The organism is Paraburkholderia phymatum (genome assembly GCF_038900715.1).
In the GTDB taxonomy this organism is placed as follows: Bacteria; Pseudomonadota; Gammaproteobacteria; order Burkholderiales; family Burkholderiaceae; genus Paraburkholderia; species Paraburkholderia phymatum_A.
Genome location: NZ_JAYMRZ010000001.1, coordinates 450696 through 470189 on the forward strand (window position 1 = coordinate 450696; position 19494 = coordinate 470189).

Here is a 19494-nt window from a genome sequence, read left to right on the forward strand (position 1 = left end):
CGAAAAACGCGTGTCCCTCATCGTCTTCGCGCGTAAACGATACGGACAATGGATCAATTCGCCAAAGAGACTCTACCAATCTCCCTAGAGGAGGAAATGCGCCGCTCGTATATCGAGTACGCGATGAGCGTGATCGTAGGGCGCGCGCTTCCCGATGTCCGCGATGGTCTGAAGCCGGTTCACCGGCGCGTGCTCTACGCGATGCACGAGCTGAACAACGACTGGAATCGGGCATACAAGAAATCGGCGCGTATCGTCGGCGACGTGATCGGTAAATACCATCCGCACGGCGACTCGGCTGTATACGACACGATCGTGCGCATGGCGCAGGATTTTTCGCTGCGCTATATGCTCGTCGATGGACAAGGCAATTTCGGGTCAGTCGACGGCGACAACGCCGCGGCGATGCGTTACACCGAAATCCGCATGGCGAAGATCGGCCACGAGCTGCTCGCCGACATCGACAAGGAAACGGTCGACTTCCAGCCGAACTACGACGGCAGCGAGAACGAGCCGTCCATTCTGCCCGCGCGCATTCCCAATCTGCTGATCAACGGCTCGTCGGGTATTGCCGTGGGCATGGCGACGAACATTCCGCCGCACAATCTGAGCGAAATCGTCGACGCCTGCCATCATCTTCTGAAAAATCCGGAATCGACGGTCGACGAGCTGATCGAGATCGTGCCCGCGCCCGATTTTCCGACGGCGGGCATCATCTACGGCGTCGCCGGCGTGCGCGACGGCTATCGCACAGGCCGCGGGCGCGTGGTGATGCGCGCCGCGACGCACTTCGAAGAGATCGACCGCGGTCAGCGCATGGCGATCATCGTCGACGAGCTGCCGTATCAGGTGAACAAGCGCTCGCTGCTCGAGCGGATCGCCGAGCTGGTGAATGAGAAAAAGCTCGAAGGCATTTCGGATATTCGCGACGAATCCGACAAGAGCGGCATGCGCGTCGTGATCGAGCTGAAGCGCGGCGAAGTGCCTGAGGTGATTCTCAACAATCTTTATAAGGCAACGCAGCTCCAGGACACGTTCGGCATGAACATGGTCGCGCTGGTCGACGGCCAGCCGAAGCTGCTGAACCTGAAGGAAATGCTCACGCATTTCCTGTCGCATCGTCGCGAAGTGCTGACGCGGCGCACCGTATACGAACTGCGCAAGGCGCGCGAACGCGGTCACGTGCTCGAAGGCCTCGCCGTGGCGCTTGCCAACATCGACGAATTCATCGCGCTCATCAAGGCCGCGCCCACGCCGCCGATCGCGAAGCAGGAGTTGATGGACCGCACGTGGGATTCGACGATCGTGCGCGACATGCTGCAGCGCGCGGAATCCGACGCGGCGTCGTCCGGCGGCCGCGCGGCGTACCGCCCGGAAGGGCTGAACCCCGCGTACGGCATGCAGGCCGACGGCCTCTACCGTCTGTCGGACACGCAGGCTCAGGAAATTCTCCAGATGCGCCTGCAACGCCTGACGGGTCTGGAGCAGGACAAGATCATCGGCGAGTACCGCGACGTGATGGCGCAGATCGCCGACCTGCTGGACATCCTGGCGCGCCCGGAGCGCATAACTGCGATCATCTTCGACGAACTCACGTCGATCAAGAGCGAATTCGGCGATGAACGCCGCTCGAAGATCGAAATGAACGCGACGGAGCTGAACACCGAAGACCTGATCACGCCGCAGGACATGGTCGTGACGATGTCGCATGCCGGTTATGTGAAATCGCAGCCGTTGTCCGAATATCGCGCCCAGAAGCGCGGAGGTCGCGGCAAACAGGCGACGCAGATGAAGGACGACGACTGGATCGACACGCTCTTCATCGCGAACACGCACGATCACATCCTGTGCTTCTCGAATCGCGGCCGCGTCTACTGGCTGAAGGTCTATGAAGTGCCGCAGGGCTCGCGCAACTCGCGCGGTCGTCCGATCGTCAACATGTTCCCGTTGCAGGAAGGCGAGAAGATCACGGTCGTTCTGCCCGTCAAGGAATTTTCGGCGGACAAGTTCGTTTTCATGGCGACGGCGCTCGGCACCGTCAAGAAGACGCCGCTCGAACAGTTCAGCCGTCCGCTGAAGAAGGGCATCATCGCGGTCGGTCTGGATGACGGCGATTACCTGATCGGCGCGGCGATCACCGACGGCGAGCACGATGTGATGCTGTTCTCGGATTCGGGCAAGGCGGTCCGGTTCGACGAAAACGACGTGCGTCCGATGGGCCGCGAAGCGCGCGGTGTGCGTGGCATGCAACTCGAAGATGGCCAGCAGGTGATCGCGCTGCTCGTGGCCGGCGACGAGCAGCAGTCGGTGCTGACGGCAACGGAAAACGGCTACGGCAAGCGCACGCCGATCACGGAGTACACGCGCCACGGCCGCGGCACAAAGGGCATGATCGCGATCCAGACGTCCGAGCGCAACGGCAAGGTGGTCGCCGCGACGCTGGCCGATCCGGAATCGCAGATCATGCTGATCACCAACACGGGCGTGCTGATCCGTACGCGTGTGTCGGAAATTCGAGAAATGGGCCGTGCAACGCAAGGTGTTACACTCATCAGCCTTGATGAAGGCACCAAGCTTTCCGGTCTGCAACAGATTGCCGAAGCGGAAGCTGACGTGGACGGCGACGCCGACACTTCCGCCGACGAAGCAGGCGACACCAACGGCGAAGCGTCCTGATCTGCACCGAAGCTTCTCAAGTCATGCGTGTGACCGCGCGGGCCACATGGGCGCATCGGGCCGATGCGCCGCCTGCGCGGCAAACCAGTTAGATTAATTTCTCATAGGGAGTAGTGATGCAAAAACGATTCAAGCAGTTGATGGTTCTGGCCGCTTTCGTGCCGACCCTGGCGATGGCGCAAGCGCTGCAAAACCAGCAGCCGGCTCCGGCTGCCCCGGCTGCCGCTGCCCCGGTCGACCCCGCGAAGCAAGCCGCCATCAAGGATCTGCTGGATGCGATCGACGCGCAGAAGCTGGTCGGCGCGATCGGCAACAGCGCGCAGATGCAGGCGAAGCAACTGGTTCCGGCGATCCTGTCGGACGCGCTGTCGGAAAACAAGACGATGACGGACAAGCAAAAGCAGGCTTCCGTCCCGGCGCTGCAGAAGAACGCCGTGCCGAAGCTGGTTGACTCGGCGGGCCAGGTCTTCGCAACGGACGCGTTCAAGCAGGACGCGATGCAAGCTCAGTACGACGCATACGCGAAGTACTACAGCGTGCAGGAAATCAAGGACCTGACGACGTTCTACAAGAGCCCGACGGGTCGCAAGTTCATCCAGGTTCAGGATCAGGTTGGCCGCGACGTGGTGAACGGTCTGATGCAGAAGTACATGCCGCAATCGATCAAGGCGACGCGCGACCAGGCCGACAAGGAAGTCGCTTCCGTCAAGCCGGCGAAGTAAGCAGGTCGAACGAGGCTGAACGACGTCCGAAGCGCGTGACACAGGCGGTGGTCGAAGGAATTCGTTGAATCCCCTTGAATCGCCGCCGTTTGGCGGGTTTTGAGCGTCAATGCGATAATGGCCGTTTGCGCTTGCGCGCAGACGGCCATTTTCTTTCAGGCGCGGTTTCCGGTTCTTTTCCATGCCGTGCGCCTGCCTTTCGGGGTTCTCACGATGCGCGTGTTCAATTTCTCCGCCGGTCCGGCGGCCATGCCCGAAGACGTGCTGCGCCAGGCAGCCGACGAAATGCTCGATTGGCGCGGCAGCGGCATGAGCGTGATGGAAATGAGCCATCGCGGCAAAGAGTTCATGACGATCCACGAAGAGGCGCTGACCGATCTGCGCGAGTTGCTGCAGGTGCCGTCCAGCCATCAGATTCTCTTCCTGCAAGGCGGCGGGCTCGGCGAGAACGCCATCGTGCCGATGAACCTGATGGGCCGCAAGGCGCGCGCCGACTTCGTCGTGACCGGTTCGTGGTCGCAGAAGTCGTTCAAGGAAGCGCAGAAATACGGCGCGGCGAATCTGGCCGCCAGTGGCGAAACGCCCGAAGGCTTTACGCGCGTGCCGCCGCGCGCCGAGTGGAAGCTGTCCGACGATCCCGCCTACGTGCACCTCTGCACGAACGAAACGATTCACGGCGTCGAGACGTTCGAGATTCCCGATCTCGGCGACATTCCGCTCGTCGCGGACGCGTCGTCGCACATCCTGTCGCGCCCGATGGACATCGCCAAATACGGCGTGCTGTTCGGCGGCGCGCAGAAGAACATCGGCATGGCGGGCGTGACCGTCGTGATCGTGCGCGAAGACCTGCTGGACCGTTCGATGACCATCTGTCCGTCGGCGTTCGAGTGGAAGACGGTCGCGCTGAACAATTCGATGTACAACACGCCGCCCACATACGCGATCTACGTCGCGGGGCTCGTGTTCAAGTGGTTGAAGAAGCAGGGCGGTCTGAAGGCGATCGAGGCACGCAACGTCGAGAAGGCGAAGCTGCTGTACGACACGATCGATTCGAGCCGCTTCTATCTGAACAAGGTTGAGCGCAACGCGCGGTCGCGGATGAACGTACCGTTCTTCCTCGCCGACGAGTCGCGCAATGAAGATTTCCTGGCCGGCGCGAAAGCGCGCGGGCTGGTGCAGCTGAAGGGCCACAAGTCCGTCGGCGGCATGCGGGCGTCGATTTACAACGCGGTGCCGCTCGAAGGCGTCAAAGCGCTTGTCGAGTACATGAGGGAATTCGAACAGCGCACCGCGTGATCCTCCGGGACACGGCGCGCGCATCCTTTCCGAACTGGCCCATACAGGACCCGAAGCGGCCCTTTAGACGCATGGACGACGAACTCAATTCCCAACTCAAACCGCTGCGCGACCGGATCGACGCGATCGACGCGCAGCTCATCGCGTTGCTGAATCAACGCGCCGCCGTCGCGCTCGAAGTCGGCGAGGTGAAGAAGCATTTCAACGCGCCCGTGTTTCGTCCGGAGCGCGAGCAGCAGGTGATCGCGCGTCTTCAGGACATGAGCCAGGGCCCGCTCGCCGGCGAGCACATCGGCGCGATCTGGCGCGAAATCATGGCCGCGAGCCGTGCGCTGGAAAAGAACCTCACGGCCGCGTACCTCGGGCCGGCGGGCACCTACAGCGAACAGGCGATGCACGAATACTTCGGCCAGTCGATCGAAGGGCTGCCGTGTTCGTCGATCGACGAAGTGTTCCGCTCGGTCGAAGCGGGTGGCGCGGAATTCGGCGTCGTGCCCATCGAGAATTCGACGGAAGGCGCGATATCGCGCACGCTCGATCTGCTGCTGCAAACGCAGTTGGTGATCGGTGGCGAACTTGCTTTGCCGATCCACCACAATCTGCTGACGCTCGACGGCGCGCTAACGGGCGTGACCCGCGTATGCGCGCACGCGCAGGCGCTCGCGCAGTGCCAGCGCTGGCTGTCCGCGCATGCGCCGCATGTCGAGCGCCAGGCGGTGTCGAGCAACGCCGAAGCCGCGCGGATGGCGGCGGAAGATCCGACCATCGCGGCCATCGCCGGCGATCGCGCGGCAACCCAATACGGTCTGCAAGTCACCTATGCGCTGATCCAGGACGACCCGCACAACCGCACCCGCTTCGTGATGATCGGCAAGGAGCCGACGGGCGCGAGCGGCTACGACAAGACGTCGCTGATCGTGTCGGTCGCGAACGAACCCGGCGCCGTGTTCAAGCTGCTGGAGCCGCTCGCGCGGCACGGCGTGTCGATGACGCGCTTCGAGTCGCGTCCGGCGCGCGTCGGCACGTGGGAGTACTACTTCTACATCGACGTCGAAGGCCATCGCGACGATGCGCCCGTTGCGGCCGCGCTTGCCGAACTCGGCCAGAAAGCGGCCTTCCTGAAGATTCTCGGCTCGTATCCGCGCGCCCGCTGATACGCCGCGTTCGATTCCGATCCAACCAACACACCTGGACAGAGCTATCCGGAGAGCCTTATGACAACGTCTTTCGGTCCTTCCTACGTTCGCGCGATCGCGCCTTATGTGGCTGGCAAGCCGATCTCGGAAGTCGCGCGTGAATTCGGGCTGGACGAAGCGCGCATCGTGAAGCTCGCGTCGAACGAGAATCCGCTCGGCATGCCGGATTCCGCGAAGACGGCGATGGCGCAGGCGGCGAGCGAACTCGGCCGCTATCCGGATGCAAATGCGTTCGAACTGAAGGCGGCGCTCTCCGCGCACTACGACGTGCCCGCCGACTGGATCACACTCGGCAACGGCAGCAACGACATCCTCGAACTGGCCGCGCACGCGTTCGTCGAGAAGAGCCAGTCGGTCGTCTACTCGCAATATTCGTTCGCCGTGTACGCGCTCGCGACGCAAGGCCTGGGCGCACGCGCGATCGTCGTTCCCGCCGTGAAGTACGGCCATGATCTCGACGCGATGCTGGCCGCGATCGCCGACGACACGCGGCTCGTTTTCGTCGCGAACCCGAACAATCCGACGGGCACGTTCATCGACGGTCCGAAGTTCGAAGCGTTCCTGTCGAAGGTGCCGCGCCACGTCGCCGTGGTGCTCGACGAGGCGTACACGGAATACCTGAGCGCGGACAAGCGCTACGACTCGATCGCGTGGGTGCGCCGCTATCCGAATCTGCTGGTGTCGCGCACGTTCTCGAAGGCGTTTGGTCTTGCGGGCTTGCGCGTCGGTTTCGCGATCGCGCAGCCGGAGCTGACCGATCTGATGAACCGTCTGCGTCAGCCGTTCAACGTGAATACGCTGGCGCAAGCGGCCGCGATAGCCGCGCTGAACGACAAGCCTTTCCTGCAGAAGAGCGCGGACCTGAATGCACAGGGCTATCGCCGGCTGACGGAAGCGTTCGACAAGCTGGGTCTCGAGTACGTGCCGTCGGACGGCAACTTCGTGCTGGTGCGCGTCGGCGACGACGACAGCGCGGGCAATCGCGTCAATCTCGAGCTGCTGAAGCAGGGTGTGATCGTGCGGCCCGTGGGCAGTTACGGCTTGCCACAGTGGCTGCGCGTGACGATCGGCCTGCCCGAGGAAAACGAAGCGTTCATCGCCGCGCTTGAAAAGACGCTGGCGACGGCCTGAGCGTTCAATGCAATCCACGCGCCTCATCGAGTGCGAGGCGCGTTTTTTTCTGTGACTGACGTGGCAGCGTTCTCTTTCGACAAACTGGTGATTTTCGGCGTCGGGCTGATCGGCGGATCGCTCGCTCGCGCGCTGCGTGAACGCACCGACGTGGGCGGTGCGCGCCGCGTGATCGGCGTGGGACGCTCGGCGGCGTCGACGCAACGCGCGCTGGAGCTGGGCGTGATCGATGCGAGCGCAGCCCTCGCCGACGACGCCGCGCTGCGCGACGCGCTAGAGGGCGCCGATCTGGTTCTGCTCGCGGCGCCCGTCGCCCAGACGCAGCCTTTGCTCGAACGCATCGCGCCGTTTCTCGATCCGTCGACGATCGTCACCGATGCCGGCAGCACGAAGTCCGATGTCGTCGCTGCAGCGCGCGCGGCGCTGGGCGAGCGCATCGGCCAGTTCGTTCCCGGACATCCGATCGCGGGCCGCGAATCGAGCGGCGTCGATGCGGCGCTGCCCGACCTGTATGTGAACCGCAACGTCGTCCTGTGCGCATTGCCGGAGAATGCGCCGGCGCCCGTCGAACGTGTTGCCGCTATGTGGCGCTCGACGGGGGCGAGCGTGCACGCGATGTCACCTGCGCAGCACGATCGCGTGTTCGCGTCGGTCAGCCATTTGCCGCATGTGTTGTCGTTCGCGCTCGTCGAGCAGATTCTCAATTCACCCGACGCCGCGCTGAAGTTTTCGTTCGCGGCGGGCGGGTTCCGCGACTTCACCCGGATCGCCGCGTCGAGCCCGGAAATGTGGCGCGACGTGTGCGTCGCGAACCGTGCGGCGCTGCTTGACGAACTCGACGGCTATACGGACGTGCTGGCGCGTCTGCGCACGGCGATCGAAGCCGGCGACGGCGCGGCGCTCGAAGCCGTGTTCGCGCGCTCGCGCTCGGCACGCAGCGAGTGGCAGGAGCGCGCGATTTCGTCGCAACAAACGTCGCAACAGCCGTCGCCCGCGCGCTCCGCAACCGACGACGCGTCGAAATAACTGGACACTGGAATTCACATGGAACATCTCGATCTCGGACCATTTTCCGGTGCGTCCGGCACGGTCCGTCTGCCCGGCTCGAAGAGCATTTCGAACCGCGTGCTGCTGCTCGCGGCGTTGGCCGAGGGCGAGACAACGATTACGAATCTGCTCGATTCCGACGACACGCGCGTGATGCTCGATGCGCTCGAAAAGCTCGGCGTGAAGCTCAAACGCGACGGCGACACCTGCGTCGTCACGGGCACGCGCGGTGCGCTGCCGGCGGCGCGCGCCGATCTGTTCCTCGGCAACGCGGGCACGGCCGTGCGGCCGCTGACGGCCGCGCTCGCGGTGAACGGCGGCGATTACCGCATTCACGGCGTGCCGCGCATGCACGAGCGGCCGATCCGCGATCTGGTTGACGGTCTGCGTCAGATCGGCGCGAAGATCGATTACGAAGAGAACGAAGGCTTTCCGCCGCTGCGCATCCGTCCGGCGCAAATTGCCGTCGACGCGCCAATCCGCGTGCGCGGCGACGTGTCGAGCCAGTTTCTGACGGCGCTGCTGATGGCGCTGCCGCTCGTCAGGACGGCAAGCGGCGAGACGGTCGTCGAAGTGGCGGGCGAACTGATTTCGAAGCCCTATATCGAGATCACGATTGCGCTGATGGCGCGTTTCGGCATCAAGGTCGAGCGGCTCGGCTGGGAGCGCTTCACGATTCCGAACGGCGTGCGCTATCAGTCGCCGGGCAAGATCATGGTGGAGGGCGATGCGTCGTCGGCGTCGTACTTCCTCGCGGCGGGCGCGCTGGGCGGCGGGCCGCTGCGCGTCGAAGGCGTGGGCCGCGCAAGCATCCAGGGCGACGTCGGTTTCGCGACGGCGCTCACGAAAATGGGCGCGAACGTCACGATGGGCGACGACTGGATCGAGGTGCGCGGCGTCGGCAACGACCACGGCAAGCTCGACCCGATCGACATGGACTTCAACCTGATTCCCGACGCGGCCATGACGATCGCCGTAGCGGCGCTGTTCGCCGACGGCACGTCGACGCTGCGCAATATCGCGAGTTGGCGCGTGAAGGAAACCGACCGGATCGCCGCGATGGCGACGGAGCTGCGCAAGGTCGGCGCGAAAGTGCAGGAAGGCGAGGATTTCCTCGTCGTCACGCCGCCCGAAAAACTGACCCCGAATGCCGCAATCGACACCTACGACGATCACCGGATGGCGATGTGCTTCTCGCTGGTGAGCCTGGGCGGCGTGCCCGTACGAATCAACGATCCGAAGTGCGTCGGCAAGACGTTCCCCGATTATTTCGAGCGCTTCCTTGCGCTCGCTCAACCCTGACCCTCGCACCGACAACATCCGCCGCCCGTTTCGACGGGCGACTTTCTAGATGAAACCGACACGTCCCTTCCACCAGACGCCCGTCATCACGATCGACGGCCCGACCGCATCCGGCAAAGGCACGGTAGCCGCGCTGGTAGCCGCCGAACTCGGCTTCCACCTGCTGGACAGCGGCGCGCTATACCGGCTCGCGGCGCTCGCCAGCGTGCGCTACCACATCGCCGCCACCGACGCTGAGGCGCTTGCAAAACTGGTCGGCGATCTTCATATCACCTTTCGCGAGGGCATTGCGCAGCTGGACGGCGTCGACGTGTCGACGGAAATCCGCGCCGAGGAAGTCGGCAACCGGGCGTCGGCGATTGCCGTCCACGCACCCGTCAGGACCGCGCTGGTGGCCCGTCAGCGGGCTTTTCGCAAGCAGCCCGGCCTAGTCGCGGACGGCCGCGACATGGGCACTGTGATCTTTCCTGACGCCTTGCTGAAGGTGTTTTTGACGGCGAGCGTCGAGGCGCGCGCGGCCCGTCGGCATAAGCAATTGATCCAAAAAGGTTTTTCTGCTAATATGGATGACTTGCTTCGGGATTTGCGTGAACGCGACGAGCGCGATAGCAAGCGTGAAGCCGCGCCGCTCAAGCCCGCAGCCGATGCGCAGCTGCTCGATACCTCGGCACTGTCGATCGACCAGGCGGTCGAACAGGTGGTGCAATGGTACCGGGAGCTGGCTCCGCAGAACTGAAAGCGGCAGTTCGCATCGAAGTTGTTTTTGTTGTCGTGTAGGTGCTTCGTCGCTGGGTATGAACCAGGCGCGAAGCGAATGTTAACCCTTAACCCCGTATGGCTTTCGCTCCTTTGCCGTAGTGCTGAACCGTGGTGGTTCACCTGACGCTGCGAGAACCATGCAAATTCAGATTTTTATGTCCGACCTGCAAACCTCTACCCCGAATACCGAATCTTTTGCGGCTCTGTTCGAAGAGTCGCTGACCAAGCAGGACATGCGCGCTGGCGAAGTGATCTCCGCCGAAGTCGTGCGCGTCGACCACAACTTTGTCGTTGTGAACGCTGGTCTCAAGTCCGAAGCCTACATCCCGCTCGAAGAGTTCCTGAATGACGCGGGCGAGGTAGAAGTGCAGGCGGGCGACTTCGTTTCCGTCGCGATCGACGCGCTGGAAAACGGCTATGGCGACACGATCCTGTCGCGCGACAAGGCGAAGCGTCTCGCTTCGTGGCTGTCGCTGGAAAAGGCCCTCGACAACAACGAACTCGTGACGGGCACGATCACGGGCAAGGTCAAGGGCGGCATGACCGTCATGGTCAACGGCATCCGCGCGTTCCTGCCGGGCTCGCTGGTCGACACGCGCCCCGTCAAGGACACGACGCCGTACGAAGGCAAGACGCTGGAATTCCGCGTCATCAAGCTGGACCGCAAGCGTAACAACGTCGTGCTGTCGCGCCGCGCCGTCATCGAGGCGACGCAAGGCGAAGAGCGCGCAAAGCTGCTCGAGACGCTGAAGGAAGGCGCGATCGTCGAAGGCGTGGTCAAGAACATCACCGACTACGGCGCGTTCGTGGACCTCGGCGGTATCGACGGCCTGCTGCACATCACCGACATCGCATGGCGTCGCGTGCGTCACCCGAGCGAAGTGCTGTCGGTTGGCCAGGAAGTCACCGCGAAGATCCTCAAGTTCGACCAGGAAAAGAACCGCGTTTCGCTCGGTATCAAGCAACTGGGCGACGATCCGTGGGAAGGCATCTCGCGCCGCTACCCGTCGGGCACGCGTCTGTTCGGCAAGGTCACGAACATCACCGACTACGGTGCGTTCGTTGAAGTCGAATCGGGCATCGAAGGCCTCGTCCACGTGTCGGAAATGGACTGGACCAACAAGAACGTTGCGCCGTCGAAGGTTGTCCAGCTGGGCGACGAAGTCGAAGTCATGGTTCTCGAAATCGACGAAGACCGCCGCCGTATCAGCCTCGGCATGAAGCAGTGCAAGCCGAATCCGTGGGACGACTTCAGCCGCAACTTCAAGAAGGGCGACAAGATCCAGGGCGCCATCAAGTCGATTACCGACTTCGGCGTGTTCATCGGTCTGCCTGGCGGCATCGACGGTCTGGTTCACCTGTCGGACCTGTCGTGGAGCGAAACGGGCGAAGAAGCTGTTCGCAAGTACAAGAAGGGCGACGAAGTGGAAGCGATCGTTCTCGGCATCGACGTCGAGAAGGAACGCATTTCGCTGGGCATCAAGCAGCTCGAAGGCGACCCGTTCAGCAACTTCGTTGCAATGAACGACAAGGGTTCGATCGTCGACGGCGTGGTCAAGACGGTGGACGCGAAGGGTGCAGTGGTTCAGCTGACGGCTGACGTCGAAGGCTACCTGCGCGCTTCGGAAATCGCGCAAGACCGCGTGGAAGACGCTCGCAACGTGCTGAAGGAAGGCGACAAGGTCAATGCGATGATCATCAACATCGACCGCAAGTCGCGTGGCATCAACCTGTCGATCAAGGCGAAGGACTCGGCTGAGCAGCAGGAAGCGATGCGCGGCCTGCAAGCTGACAGCAGCTCGGCGGCAAGCGGCACGACGAACCTCGGCGCGCTGTTGAAGGCCAAGCTCGACGGCCAGAACCAGTAAGCCTTAAGGGGTCTGCTGCAGTATGACCAAATCGGAATTGGTCGCCCAGCTGGCTACGCGATTTCCGCAACTTGTCCTCAAGGATGCGGATTTCGCGGTGAAGACGATGCTCGATGCGATGTCGGACGCTCTGGCCAACGGCCATCGCATCGAAATTCGCGGCTTCGGCAGCTTCGGCCTCAACCGTCGTCCATCCCGCGTCGGGCGCAACCCGAAGTCGGGCGAAAAGGTGTTGGTGCCCGAGAAGCACGTACCGCACTTCAAGCCTGGCAAAGAGTTGCGTGAACGCGTCGATCGTCAAGCGGGCGAGCCTCTGAAAGACGAAGCGCCGGACGACGATCTTTGAGCCGGCTGTATGCAAAAATGCAGTTCGGGTTGAAGTTCGCCGATGGCCACACCAGACGGCATTGACCAGAAAAAGCGCCTTTCGGCGCTTTTTTTTCGCCCGTCAAATATGACCGCCACCGGGCCTGGAACGTGCGCCGTATCCATTCCCTAAACGACAGCTAGGCATCACGATCCGCACGCCTGTGCCAGTCGTCATGGCGTTCATTTACAATACGGGTCACTTCGGCGCGGGCATACACCGTGGCGCGACGCGTCATCTGGCCGGCGTCCTCCCGCAACTGCCGTCAAGAGATCACTACATGAAATTTATCGTCTGGCTGATTCGCGTGCTGGTGTTCGTGCTGCTGCTGGTGCTTGCACTGTCCAATACGCAGAGCGCTACGCTGAATTTCCTCGCCGGATATTCGTGGCAGGCGCCCTTGATCCTGATCGGACTGGCGTTCTTCGTGGTGGGCCTGCTGGCCGGGCTGGTGTCGTCGTTGCCGGCGATGTTCCGCTTGCGGATGGAAAACGGCCGGCTCAAGCGTGAACTGCGCGTGGCGCGCGAAACGCCCGTCGCCGTCGAAGAACCGCCGATGCCGCCGCTCATCTAGCCCTTACACGCCGCGTGCGCCACGCGGCCTCTTTCGCACTCCCGCACATTCGCATGGATCTAGACCTCTGGTGGCTGCTCGTCATACCCGTCGCGTTCGCGTTCGGTTGGGTGGCCGCGCGTTATGACCTCAAGGCGTTGCTTTCCGAAAGCGCCAATTTGCCGCGTTCCTATTTTCGCGGACTCAATTTTCTGTTGAACGAACAGCCGGACCAGGCGATCGACGCGTTCATCGAAGTCGTCAAGCTCGACCCGGAAACGATCGAATTGCACTTCGCGCTGGGCAATCTGTTTCGCCGCCGCGGCGAAACCGACCGCGCGATCCGCGTGCATCAGAACCTGTTGAATCGCGCCGATCTGCCCGTTTCCGAGCGCGACCACGCGTTGTACGAACTCGGCCAGGACTTCCTGAAGGCCGGCCTGCTGGATCGCGCGGAAGAGACGTTCAAGGCGCTGCAATCGGGCGACTACGCGCTAGGCGCGCAACGTGCTCTGTTGACGATCTATCAGATCGAGAAGGACTGGAACAAGTCGATCGACACCGCGCGCCGGCTCGAATCGATGGGCGCCGAGCCGCTCGACAAGGAAATCGGCCATTTCCATTGCGAACTCGCGCAGGAAGCGCTCCAGCAGAAGAAGCCCGACGAGGCGCGGCGTCAACTGGATCTCGCGTTGAAGGCGCATCCGCAGAACGTGCGCGCGACGATCCTGTTCGGTGACGTCGATGCCGCCGCCGGTCATCACGACAAGGCGATCGCCGAGTGGCGGCGCGTCGAGGAGCAGAATCCCGCGTATCTGCCGCTCGTCGCCGAGAAGATCATGAAGGCCTACGAAGCGCTCGGCCGGCAGGAAGAGGGCGCCGATCTGCTGACGACGTGGGTCGACGGCTATCCGTCGAACGATCTGCTCGACGTCGCGTACCAGTACGTGTCGGCGTTGCGGGGCCCCGAGGCCGCGCATGCGCTCGCGCGCACGCAGATGCAGAAGTCGCCGAATCTGGCGGGCATGACGCGCTTGCTCGAAGCGCAACAGGCGGTGGCCGAAGAGCCGCGCCGCAGCGAACTGGAACTGATGCGCACGCTGATCCGTCAGCGGACCAAGAATCTGCCACGGTACACGTGCCAGAATTGCGGCTTCCGGGCGCGGCTGTTCTATTGGCAGTGTCCGGGCTGCAGCGGTTGGGAAACCTATGCGCCGCGCCGCGTCGAGCCGATCACGGCGTCGAACTGACACGCGCCGCGAGCGCATCGGCGCGGAACGCGGAGCCGTCGCGCAGCACTGACGTTTCGAACTTTGAACCGGCATTACCTAGCGGAAAGCGTATGAAAATCACCATTATCGGCACGGGTTACGTAGGTCTCGTCACAGGCGCATGTCTTGCCGAAGTCGGCAACGACGTTTTCTGTCTGGACGTGGACCCACGCAAGATCGACATCCTGAATAACGGCGGCATGCCGATTCACGAGCCGGGTCTGCGCGAGATCATCGCGCGTTCGCGCGCGGCGGGACGCATCACGTTTTCGACGGATGTCGAGGCGAGCGTCGCGCACGGCGAGGTCCAGTTCATCGCGGTGGGCACGCCGCCCGACGAGGACGGTTCCGCCGACCTGCAATACGTGCTCGAAGCGGCGCGCAATATCGGCCGCACGATGAACAGCTTCAAGGTGATCGTCGACAAGTCGACGGTGCCCGTCGGCACCGCGCAGCGCGTGCGTGCCGTCATCGAAGAAGAGCTGCACAAGCGCGGCCTCGCGGGCAGCGTGCAGCACCGCTTCTCGATCGTTTCGAACCCGGAATTCCTGAAAGAGGGCGCCGCCGTCGACGACTTCATGCGGCCCGACCGCATCGTGGTCGGCATCGACAACGATGCTGACGGCAACAAGGCGCGTGAGAAGATGCGCCGCCTTTACGCACCGTTCAACCGCAATCACGACCGCACGCTATACATGGACGTGCGCTCGGCCGAATTCACGAAGTACGCGGCCAACGCGATGCTCGCCACGCGTATCTCGTTCATGAACGAAATCGCGAATCTGGCCGACACGGTCGGCGCGGACATCGAAGCCGTGCGCCACGGCATCGGCTCGGACCCGCGCATCGGCTATCACTTCCTGTATGCGGGCGTCGGCTACGGCGGCTCGTGCTTCCCGAAGGACGTGCAGGCGCTGATCCGCACGGGGAACGAGATGGGGCACAACCTGCGCATTCTGGAAGCCGTCGAAGAGGTGAATCACGAGCAGAAGGAAGTGCTCGTGCGCAAGATCACGGCCGCGCTCGGCGACGATCTGAGCGCCCGCACGTTCGCCGTATGGGGTCTGTCGTTCAAGCCGAACACCGACGACATGCGCGAGGCGCCGAGCCGCCGCGTAATCGCGCAGCTGCTCGCGCGCGGCGCGACGGTACGCGCATATGACCCCGTTGCGACGGCGGAAGCGAAGCGCGTCTTTGCGCTCGATCTCGCCGGCGTGCCCGACCAGCAGGCACGGCTGCACTTCACGGGCACGCAGGACGAGACGCTGGCGGGCGCCGATGCACTCGTCATCGTCACGGAATGGAAGGAATTCAAGAGCCCGGACTTCGTGCATATGAAGGCCGAACTGAAGACGCCGTTGATTTTCGACGGCCGCAATCTGTACGAACCCGACGCGATGGCCGAACTCGGCATCGACTACCACTCGATTGGACGTCCCTATGCACGACCCGCTGAATCTACATCCGACTCCGACCGTACCTGAAGGCGCGGCGCTCGCACCCGAGGTGGGCATCGTCGCGCGCGAGCGGCTCGCGGCGGCGCGCGTGCTGGTTGTCGGCGATGTGATGCTGGACCGTTACTGGTTCGGCGACGTCAATCGCATCTCGCCGGAAGCGCCCGTTCCCGTGGTGCTCGTGCAAAAGCAGGAAGACCGTCTGGGCGGCGCCGCGAACGTCGCGCGCAACGCCGCGGCGCTCGGTGCGCAGGCGGGCTTGCTGTGTGTCGTCGGACATGACGAGCCGGGCGAGCGCGTCGTGCAACTGCTCGGCGATAGCGGCGTCGCACCGCATCTGGAGCGCGATCCCGAACTGCCGACGACGATCAAGTTGCGCGTGCTGTCGCGTCAGCAACAGCTTCTGCGCGTCGACTTCGAAAGGGCGCCCGCGCACGAAGCGCTGCTCGCGGGCCTCGCGCGCTACGACGCGCTGCTGCCGACGCACGACGTCATCCTGATGTCGGATTACGCGAAGGGCGGCCTCACGCACGTCACGAAGATGATCGAAAAGGCGCGCGCGGCCGGCAAGCCGGTGCTGGTCGATCCGAAGGGCGACGACTGGGAGCGCTATCGCGGCGCGACGCTGATCACGCCGAACCGCGCGGAATTGCGTGAGGTGGTCGGGCAGTGGAAGTCGGAGGCCGATCTGCTCGCGCGCGTGACGAAGCTGCGCGCCGAACTCGACCTGAACGCGCTGCTGCTCACGCGCTCCGAAGAGGGCATGACGCTCTTCTCCGACGAAGGCATTCTGCACGCATCGGCTGTAGCCCGCGAAGTGTATGATGTGTCGGGCGCGGGCGATACCGTGATCGCGACGCTCGCCGTGATGATCGGCGCGGGCCTGCCGCTCGACGAAGCCGTCACGCTCGCGAATCGCGCAGCGGGCATCGTGGTCGCCAAGCTCGGCACGGCCACCGTCGACTACGACGAACTCTTTCATTGAAATCGCCGCGCGCCGGCTCACACAGCACGGCGCGCGGTTCATCTCCGCATCCGTTGACACTCATCACCTCAGGACGACCATGACTCTCATCGTCACCGGCGCGGCTGGATTTGTCGGCAGCAATATCGTCAAGGCGCTCAACGAGCGCGGCGAAGACAACATCATCGCCGTCGACAACCTGACGCGCGCCGACAAGTTCAAGAATCTCGTCGACTGCGAAATCGTCGATTACATCGACAAGACCGAATTCGTCGAGCGTTTTGCGCGCGGCGACTTCGGCAAGGTGCGCGCGATTTTCCATGAAGGCGCCTGCTCGGACACGATGGAAACCGACGGCCGCTACATGATGGACAACAACTTCCGATATAGCCGCGCGGTGCTCGACGCGTGCCTCGCGCAGGGCGTGCAGTTTCTGTATGCATCGTCGGCGGCGACGTATGGCGGCTCGTCGCGCTTCGTCGAGGAGCGCGAGTTCGAAGCGCCCCTCAACGTGTACGGCTATTCGAAGTTCCTGTTCGACCAGGTGATCCGCCGCGTGCTGCCGACCGCGAAGAGCCAGATCGTCGGCTTCCGCTACTTCAACGTGTACGGGCCGCGTGAGGCACACAAGGGACGCATGGCGTCCGTCGCGTTCCACAACTTCAATCAGTTCCGCGCCGAAGGCAAGGTGAAGCTGTTCGGCGAGTACAACGGCTACGCAGCGGGCGAGCAGACGCGCGATTTCGTTTCCGTCGAAGACGTCGCGAAGGTCAATCTGCATTTCTTCGATCATCCGGAGAAGTCGGGCATCTTCAATCTGGGCAGCGGCCGCGCGCAGCCGTTCAACGACATCGCCTCGACGGTCGTCAACACGCTGCGCGTGCTCGACGGCGAACCAGCGCTGTCGCTCGCCGAGCTGGTGCAGCGCGGGCTGATCGAGTACATCGCGTTCCCCGATGCGCTGCGCGGCAAGTACCAGTGCTTCACGCAGGCCGATCAGACGAAGCTGCGCGCCGCGGGCTACGATGCGCCGTTCCTGACGGTGCAGGAAGGCGTCGATCGCTACGTGCGTTGGCTATTCGGCCAGGTGTAAATCGTTCGTACGCCTCTCTACACTGGAGTCTCCCGGTCGGTGATCGTCACCGGCCGGTGTTTCAGGGAGATTCCATATGTTCAAAAAAGTCATCGTCACGGCGGCCATGCTTGCCGCTTTCGGCCAGGCGTTCGCTACGGTCGACGTCAACTCCGCTAACGAAGCCGCGCTGCGCGGCATCAAAGGCATCGGTCCCGCGAAGGCGAAAGCCATCCTCGACGAACGCGCGGCCCACGGCCCGTTCAAGGATGCAGCGGATCTCAGCAAGCGCGTCAAGGGTCTCGGCGGTCATACCGTCGAACGTCTGCAAACCGAGGGCCTCGCTGTCGGCACATCGGGCGCTGGTGCAGCGACTGTCGCTGCTGCTGGCGCACAGGCTGCGGCGCCTCACACGAAGGCCCCGCCCGCTGCGAAGAACGACGCCGCCGTGGTGGTCAAGAAATAGTCGCCTGAACTGAACGCCTGACATGCGCGGCGACGCTTGCGCGCGGCGGGCGCTCGCCCTGTGCCATCTTCCTTCTGGCCGGAGTTGTGGCAACCGCTCCCTTCAGCCGTCACGCAAGTGACTGGCTTCCGCGGCAGATCCAGCCTGCCGCGGCTTTTTGCGTTTGCGCGACCGGTCGCCGCAGGGATGGGCGCGTTTCGTTTGCCGTCGAAAGAGCGGTGAATGCTTCGGCAAATGCGTGCCTGTATGCAGCCACATCACGGCCACATCGCAGCCACATCGCTGCCGCATCGCAGCCACCTCGCGGCTACATCACCGCCGCATGCGACAGGACAAGAACCCTGTGGCATCCATGTAGCCGTTAGGGGCTGCGGGCGGCCATCCGGATGCTGGTTTAGAATCGACGGATTCCAGACTCCGCGCAATCGTCACAGCACACAACGACATGGCTTACAAAACGATTGAAGACACGATCGGCAACACGCCTCTCATCCAGCTCGTCCGCTTGGTGGACGACGACATCCGCAGCCGCAACAACGTTGTGCTGGGCAAGCTCGAAGGCAACAACCCGGCGGGATCGGTGAAAGACCGACCCGCGCTTTCGATGATCAAGAAGGCGGAACTGCGCGGGCGCATCAAGCCGGGCGACACGCTGATCGAAGCGACGAGCGGCAACACGGGCATCGCGCTCGCCATGGCGGCGGCAATCCGCGGCTACAAGATGATCCTGATCATGCCGGAAGACCTGTCGCTGGAGCGGCGCCAGAGCATGGCGGCATACGGCGCCGAAATCCTGCTGACGCCGGTGAAGGGCGGCATGGAATACGCGCGCGATCTCGCCGAGCAGATGCAGCGCGAAGGCAAGGGCATCATCCTCGACCAGTTCGGCAACCCCGACAATCCGCTCGCGCACTACGAAGCGACGGGCCCGGAAATCTGGCGCGACACGGAAGGCCGCATCACGCATTTCGTGTCGGCGATGGGCACGACGGGCACGATCATGGGCGTGTCGCAGTATCTGAAGGAACAGAGTTCGGCCATCGAGATCATCGGCGCGCAACCGGAAGAGGGCTCGCGCATTCCGGGCATCCGCAAATGGCCCGAGGCCTATCTGCCGAAGATTTTCGATCGCAGCCGCATCGACCGCGTCGAGAACGTGAGCCAGTCGGCATCGGAAGCGATGGCGCGCCGGATGGCGGCCGTCGAAGGCGTGTTCTGCGGCATCTCGTCGGCGGGCGCGTGCGAAGTGGCGCTGCGTATCGCGCGTCAGGTCGAGAACGCGACGATCGTGTTCATCGTGTGCGATCGCGGCGACCGCTATCTGTCGACGGGCGTGTTCCCTGCGTAATC

The 19494-nt window shown here is 63.3% G+C and carries 17 protein-coding genes; all 17 read left to right on the forward strand.

Annotated elements, in window-relative coordinates; genetic code table 11:
• Nucleotides 1–48 precede the first annotated feature (48 nt).
• A complete protein-coding gene (gene gyrA / locus VSR68_RS02025; protein WP_342938196.1) occupies nucleotides 49–2676 on the forward strand; it encodes a DNA gyrase subunit A in 2628 nt (875 codons plus the stop codon).
• A gap of 116 nt (nucleotides 2677–2792) precedes the next feature.
• Entirely contained in the window at nucleotides 2793–3398 is a 606-nt protein-coding gene (locus VSR68_RS02030; RefSeq protein ID WP_342938197.1) for a DUF2059 domain-containing protein, read from the forward strand.
• Between the two features lie 213 nt (nucleotides 3399–3611).
• Nucleotides 3612–4694, forward strand: a complete 1083-nt coding sequence (gene serC, locus VSR68_RS02035) for a 3-phosphoserine/phosphohydroxythreonine transaminase (protein WP_342938198.1) — start codon at nucleotides 3612–3614, stop codon at nucleotides 4692–4694.
• Nucleotides 4695–4765: 71 nt separating this feature from the next.
• Nucleotides 4766–5848 carry a prephenate dehydratase gene (gene pheA / locus VSR68_RS02040; protein ID WP_342938199.1) on the forward strand — a complete coding sequence of 361 codons (1083 nt, stop codon included), beginning with the start codon at nucleotides 4766–4768 and terminating at the stop codon, nucleotides 5846–5848.
• Nucleotides 5849–5908: 60 nt separating this feature from the next.
• On the forward strand, nucleotides 5909–7021 hold the full coding sequence (hisC, locus tag VSR68_RS02045; protein WP_342938200.1) for a histidinol-phosphate transaminase: 1113 nt from the start codon (nucleotides 5909–5911) through the stop codon (nucleotides 7019–7021).
• A gap of 51 nt (nucleotides 7022–7072) precedes the next feature.
• The gene (locus tag VSR68_RS02050; protein WP_342938201.1) at nucleotides 7073–8047 is read left to right on the forward strand and encodes a prephenate dehydrogenase; all 975 of its coding nucleotides are present in this window, start codon (nucleotides 7073–7075) and stop codon (nucleotides 8045–8047) included.
• 18 nt (nucleotides 8048–8065) lie between these two features.
• The gene (aroA, locus tag VSR68_RS02055) at nucleotides 8066–9370 is read left to right on the forward strand and encodes a 3-phosphoshikimate 1-carboxyvinyltransferase (protein WP_342938202.1); all 1305 of its coding nucleotides are present in this window, start codon (nucleotides 8066–8068) and stop codon (nucleotides 9368–9370) included.
• 49 nt (nucleotides 9371–9419) lie between these two features.
• On the forward strand, nucleotides 9420–10106 hold the full coding sequence (gene cmk, locus VSR68_RS02060) for a (d)CMP kinase (RefSeq protein ID WP_342938203.1): 687 nt from the start codon (nucleotides 9420–9422) through the stop codon (nucleotides 10104–10106).
• Between the two features lie 160 nt (nucleotides 10107–10266).
• Entirely contained in the window at nucleotides 10267–11997 is a 1731-nt protein-coding gene (rpsA, locus tag VSR68_RS02065; RefSeq protein WP_342932777.1) for a 30S ribosomal protein S1, read from the forward strand.
• A gap of 22 nt (nucleotides 11998–12019) precedes the next feature.
• Nucleotides 12020–12343 carry an integration host factor subunit beta gene (locus tag VSR68_RS02070; protein WP_342938204.1) on the forward strand — a complete coding sequence of 108 codons (324 nt, stop codon included), beginning with the start codon at nucleotides 12020–12022 and terminating at the stop codon, nucleotides 12341–12343.
• Nucleotides 12344–12644: 301 nt separating this feature from the next.
• A complete protein-coding gene (locus tag VSR68_RS02075; RefSeq protein ID WP_087738089.1) occupies nucleotides 12645–12938 on the forward strand; it encodes a LapA family protein in 294 nt (97 codons plus the stop codon).
• Nucleotides 12939–12991: 53 nt separating this feature from the next.
• On the forward strand, nucleotides 12992–14167 hold the full coding sequence (lapB, locus tag VSR68_RS02080) for a lipopolysaccharide assembly protein LapB (protein ID WP_342938205.1): 1176 nt from the start codon (nucleotides 12992–12994) through the stop codon (nucleotides 14165–14167).
• Between the two features lie 92 nt (nucleotides 14168–14259).
• A complete protein-coding gene (locus VSR68_RS02085) occupies nucleotides 14260–15672 on the forward strand; it encodes a UDP-glucose/GDP-mannose dehydrogenase family protein (protein ID WP_342938206.1) in 1413 nt (470 codons plus the stop codon).
• Entirely contained in the window at nucleotides 15629–16627 is a 999-nt protein-coding gene (gene rfaE1 / locus VSR68_RS02090; RefSeq protein ID WP_090867960.1) for a D-glycero-beta-D-manno-heptose-7-phosphate kinase, read from the forward strand. Before VSR68_RS02085 ends, rfaE1 begins: the two co-directional genes overlap by 44 nt.
• 79 nt (nucleotides 16628–16706) lie before the next feature.
• On the forward strand, nucleotides 16707–17699 hold the full coding sequence (rfaD, locus tag VSR68_RS02095) for an ADP-glyceromanno-heptose 6-epimerase (protein ID WP_342938207.1): 993 nt from the start codon (nucleotides 16707–16709) through the stop codon (nucleotides 17697–17699).
• 76 nt (nucleotides 17700–17775) lie between these two features.
• Complete coding sequence (locus VSR68_RS02100; protein WP_342938208.1) at nucleotides 17776–18144, forward strand: ComEA family DNA-binding protein; 369 nt, start codon at nucleotides 17776–17778, stop codon at nucleotides 18142–18144.
• A gap of 445 nt (nucleotides 18145–18589) precedes the next feature.
• Nucleotides 18590–19492, forward strand: coding sequence for a cysteine synthase CysM (gene cysM, locus VSR68_RS02105; protein ID WP_342938209.1), 903 nt, complete (start codon nucleotides 18590–18592; stop codon nucleotides 19490–19492).
• Nucleotides 19493–19494: the final 2 nt, after the last annotated feature.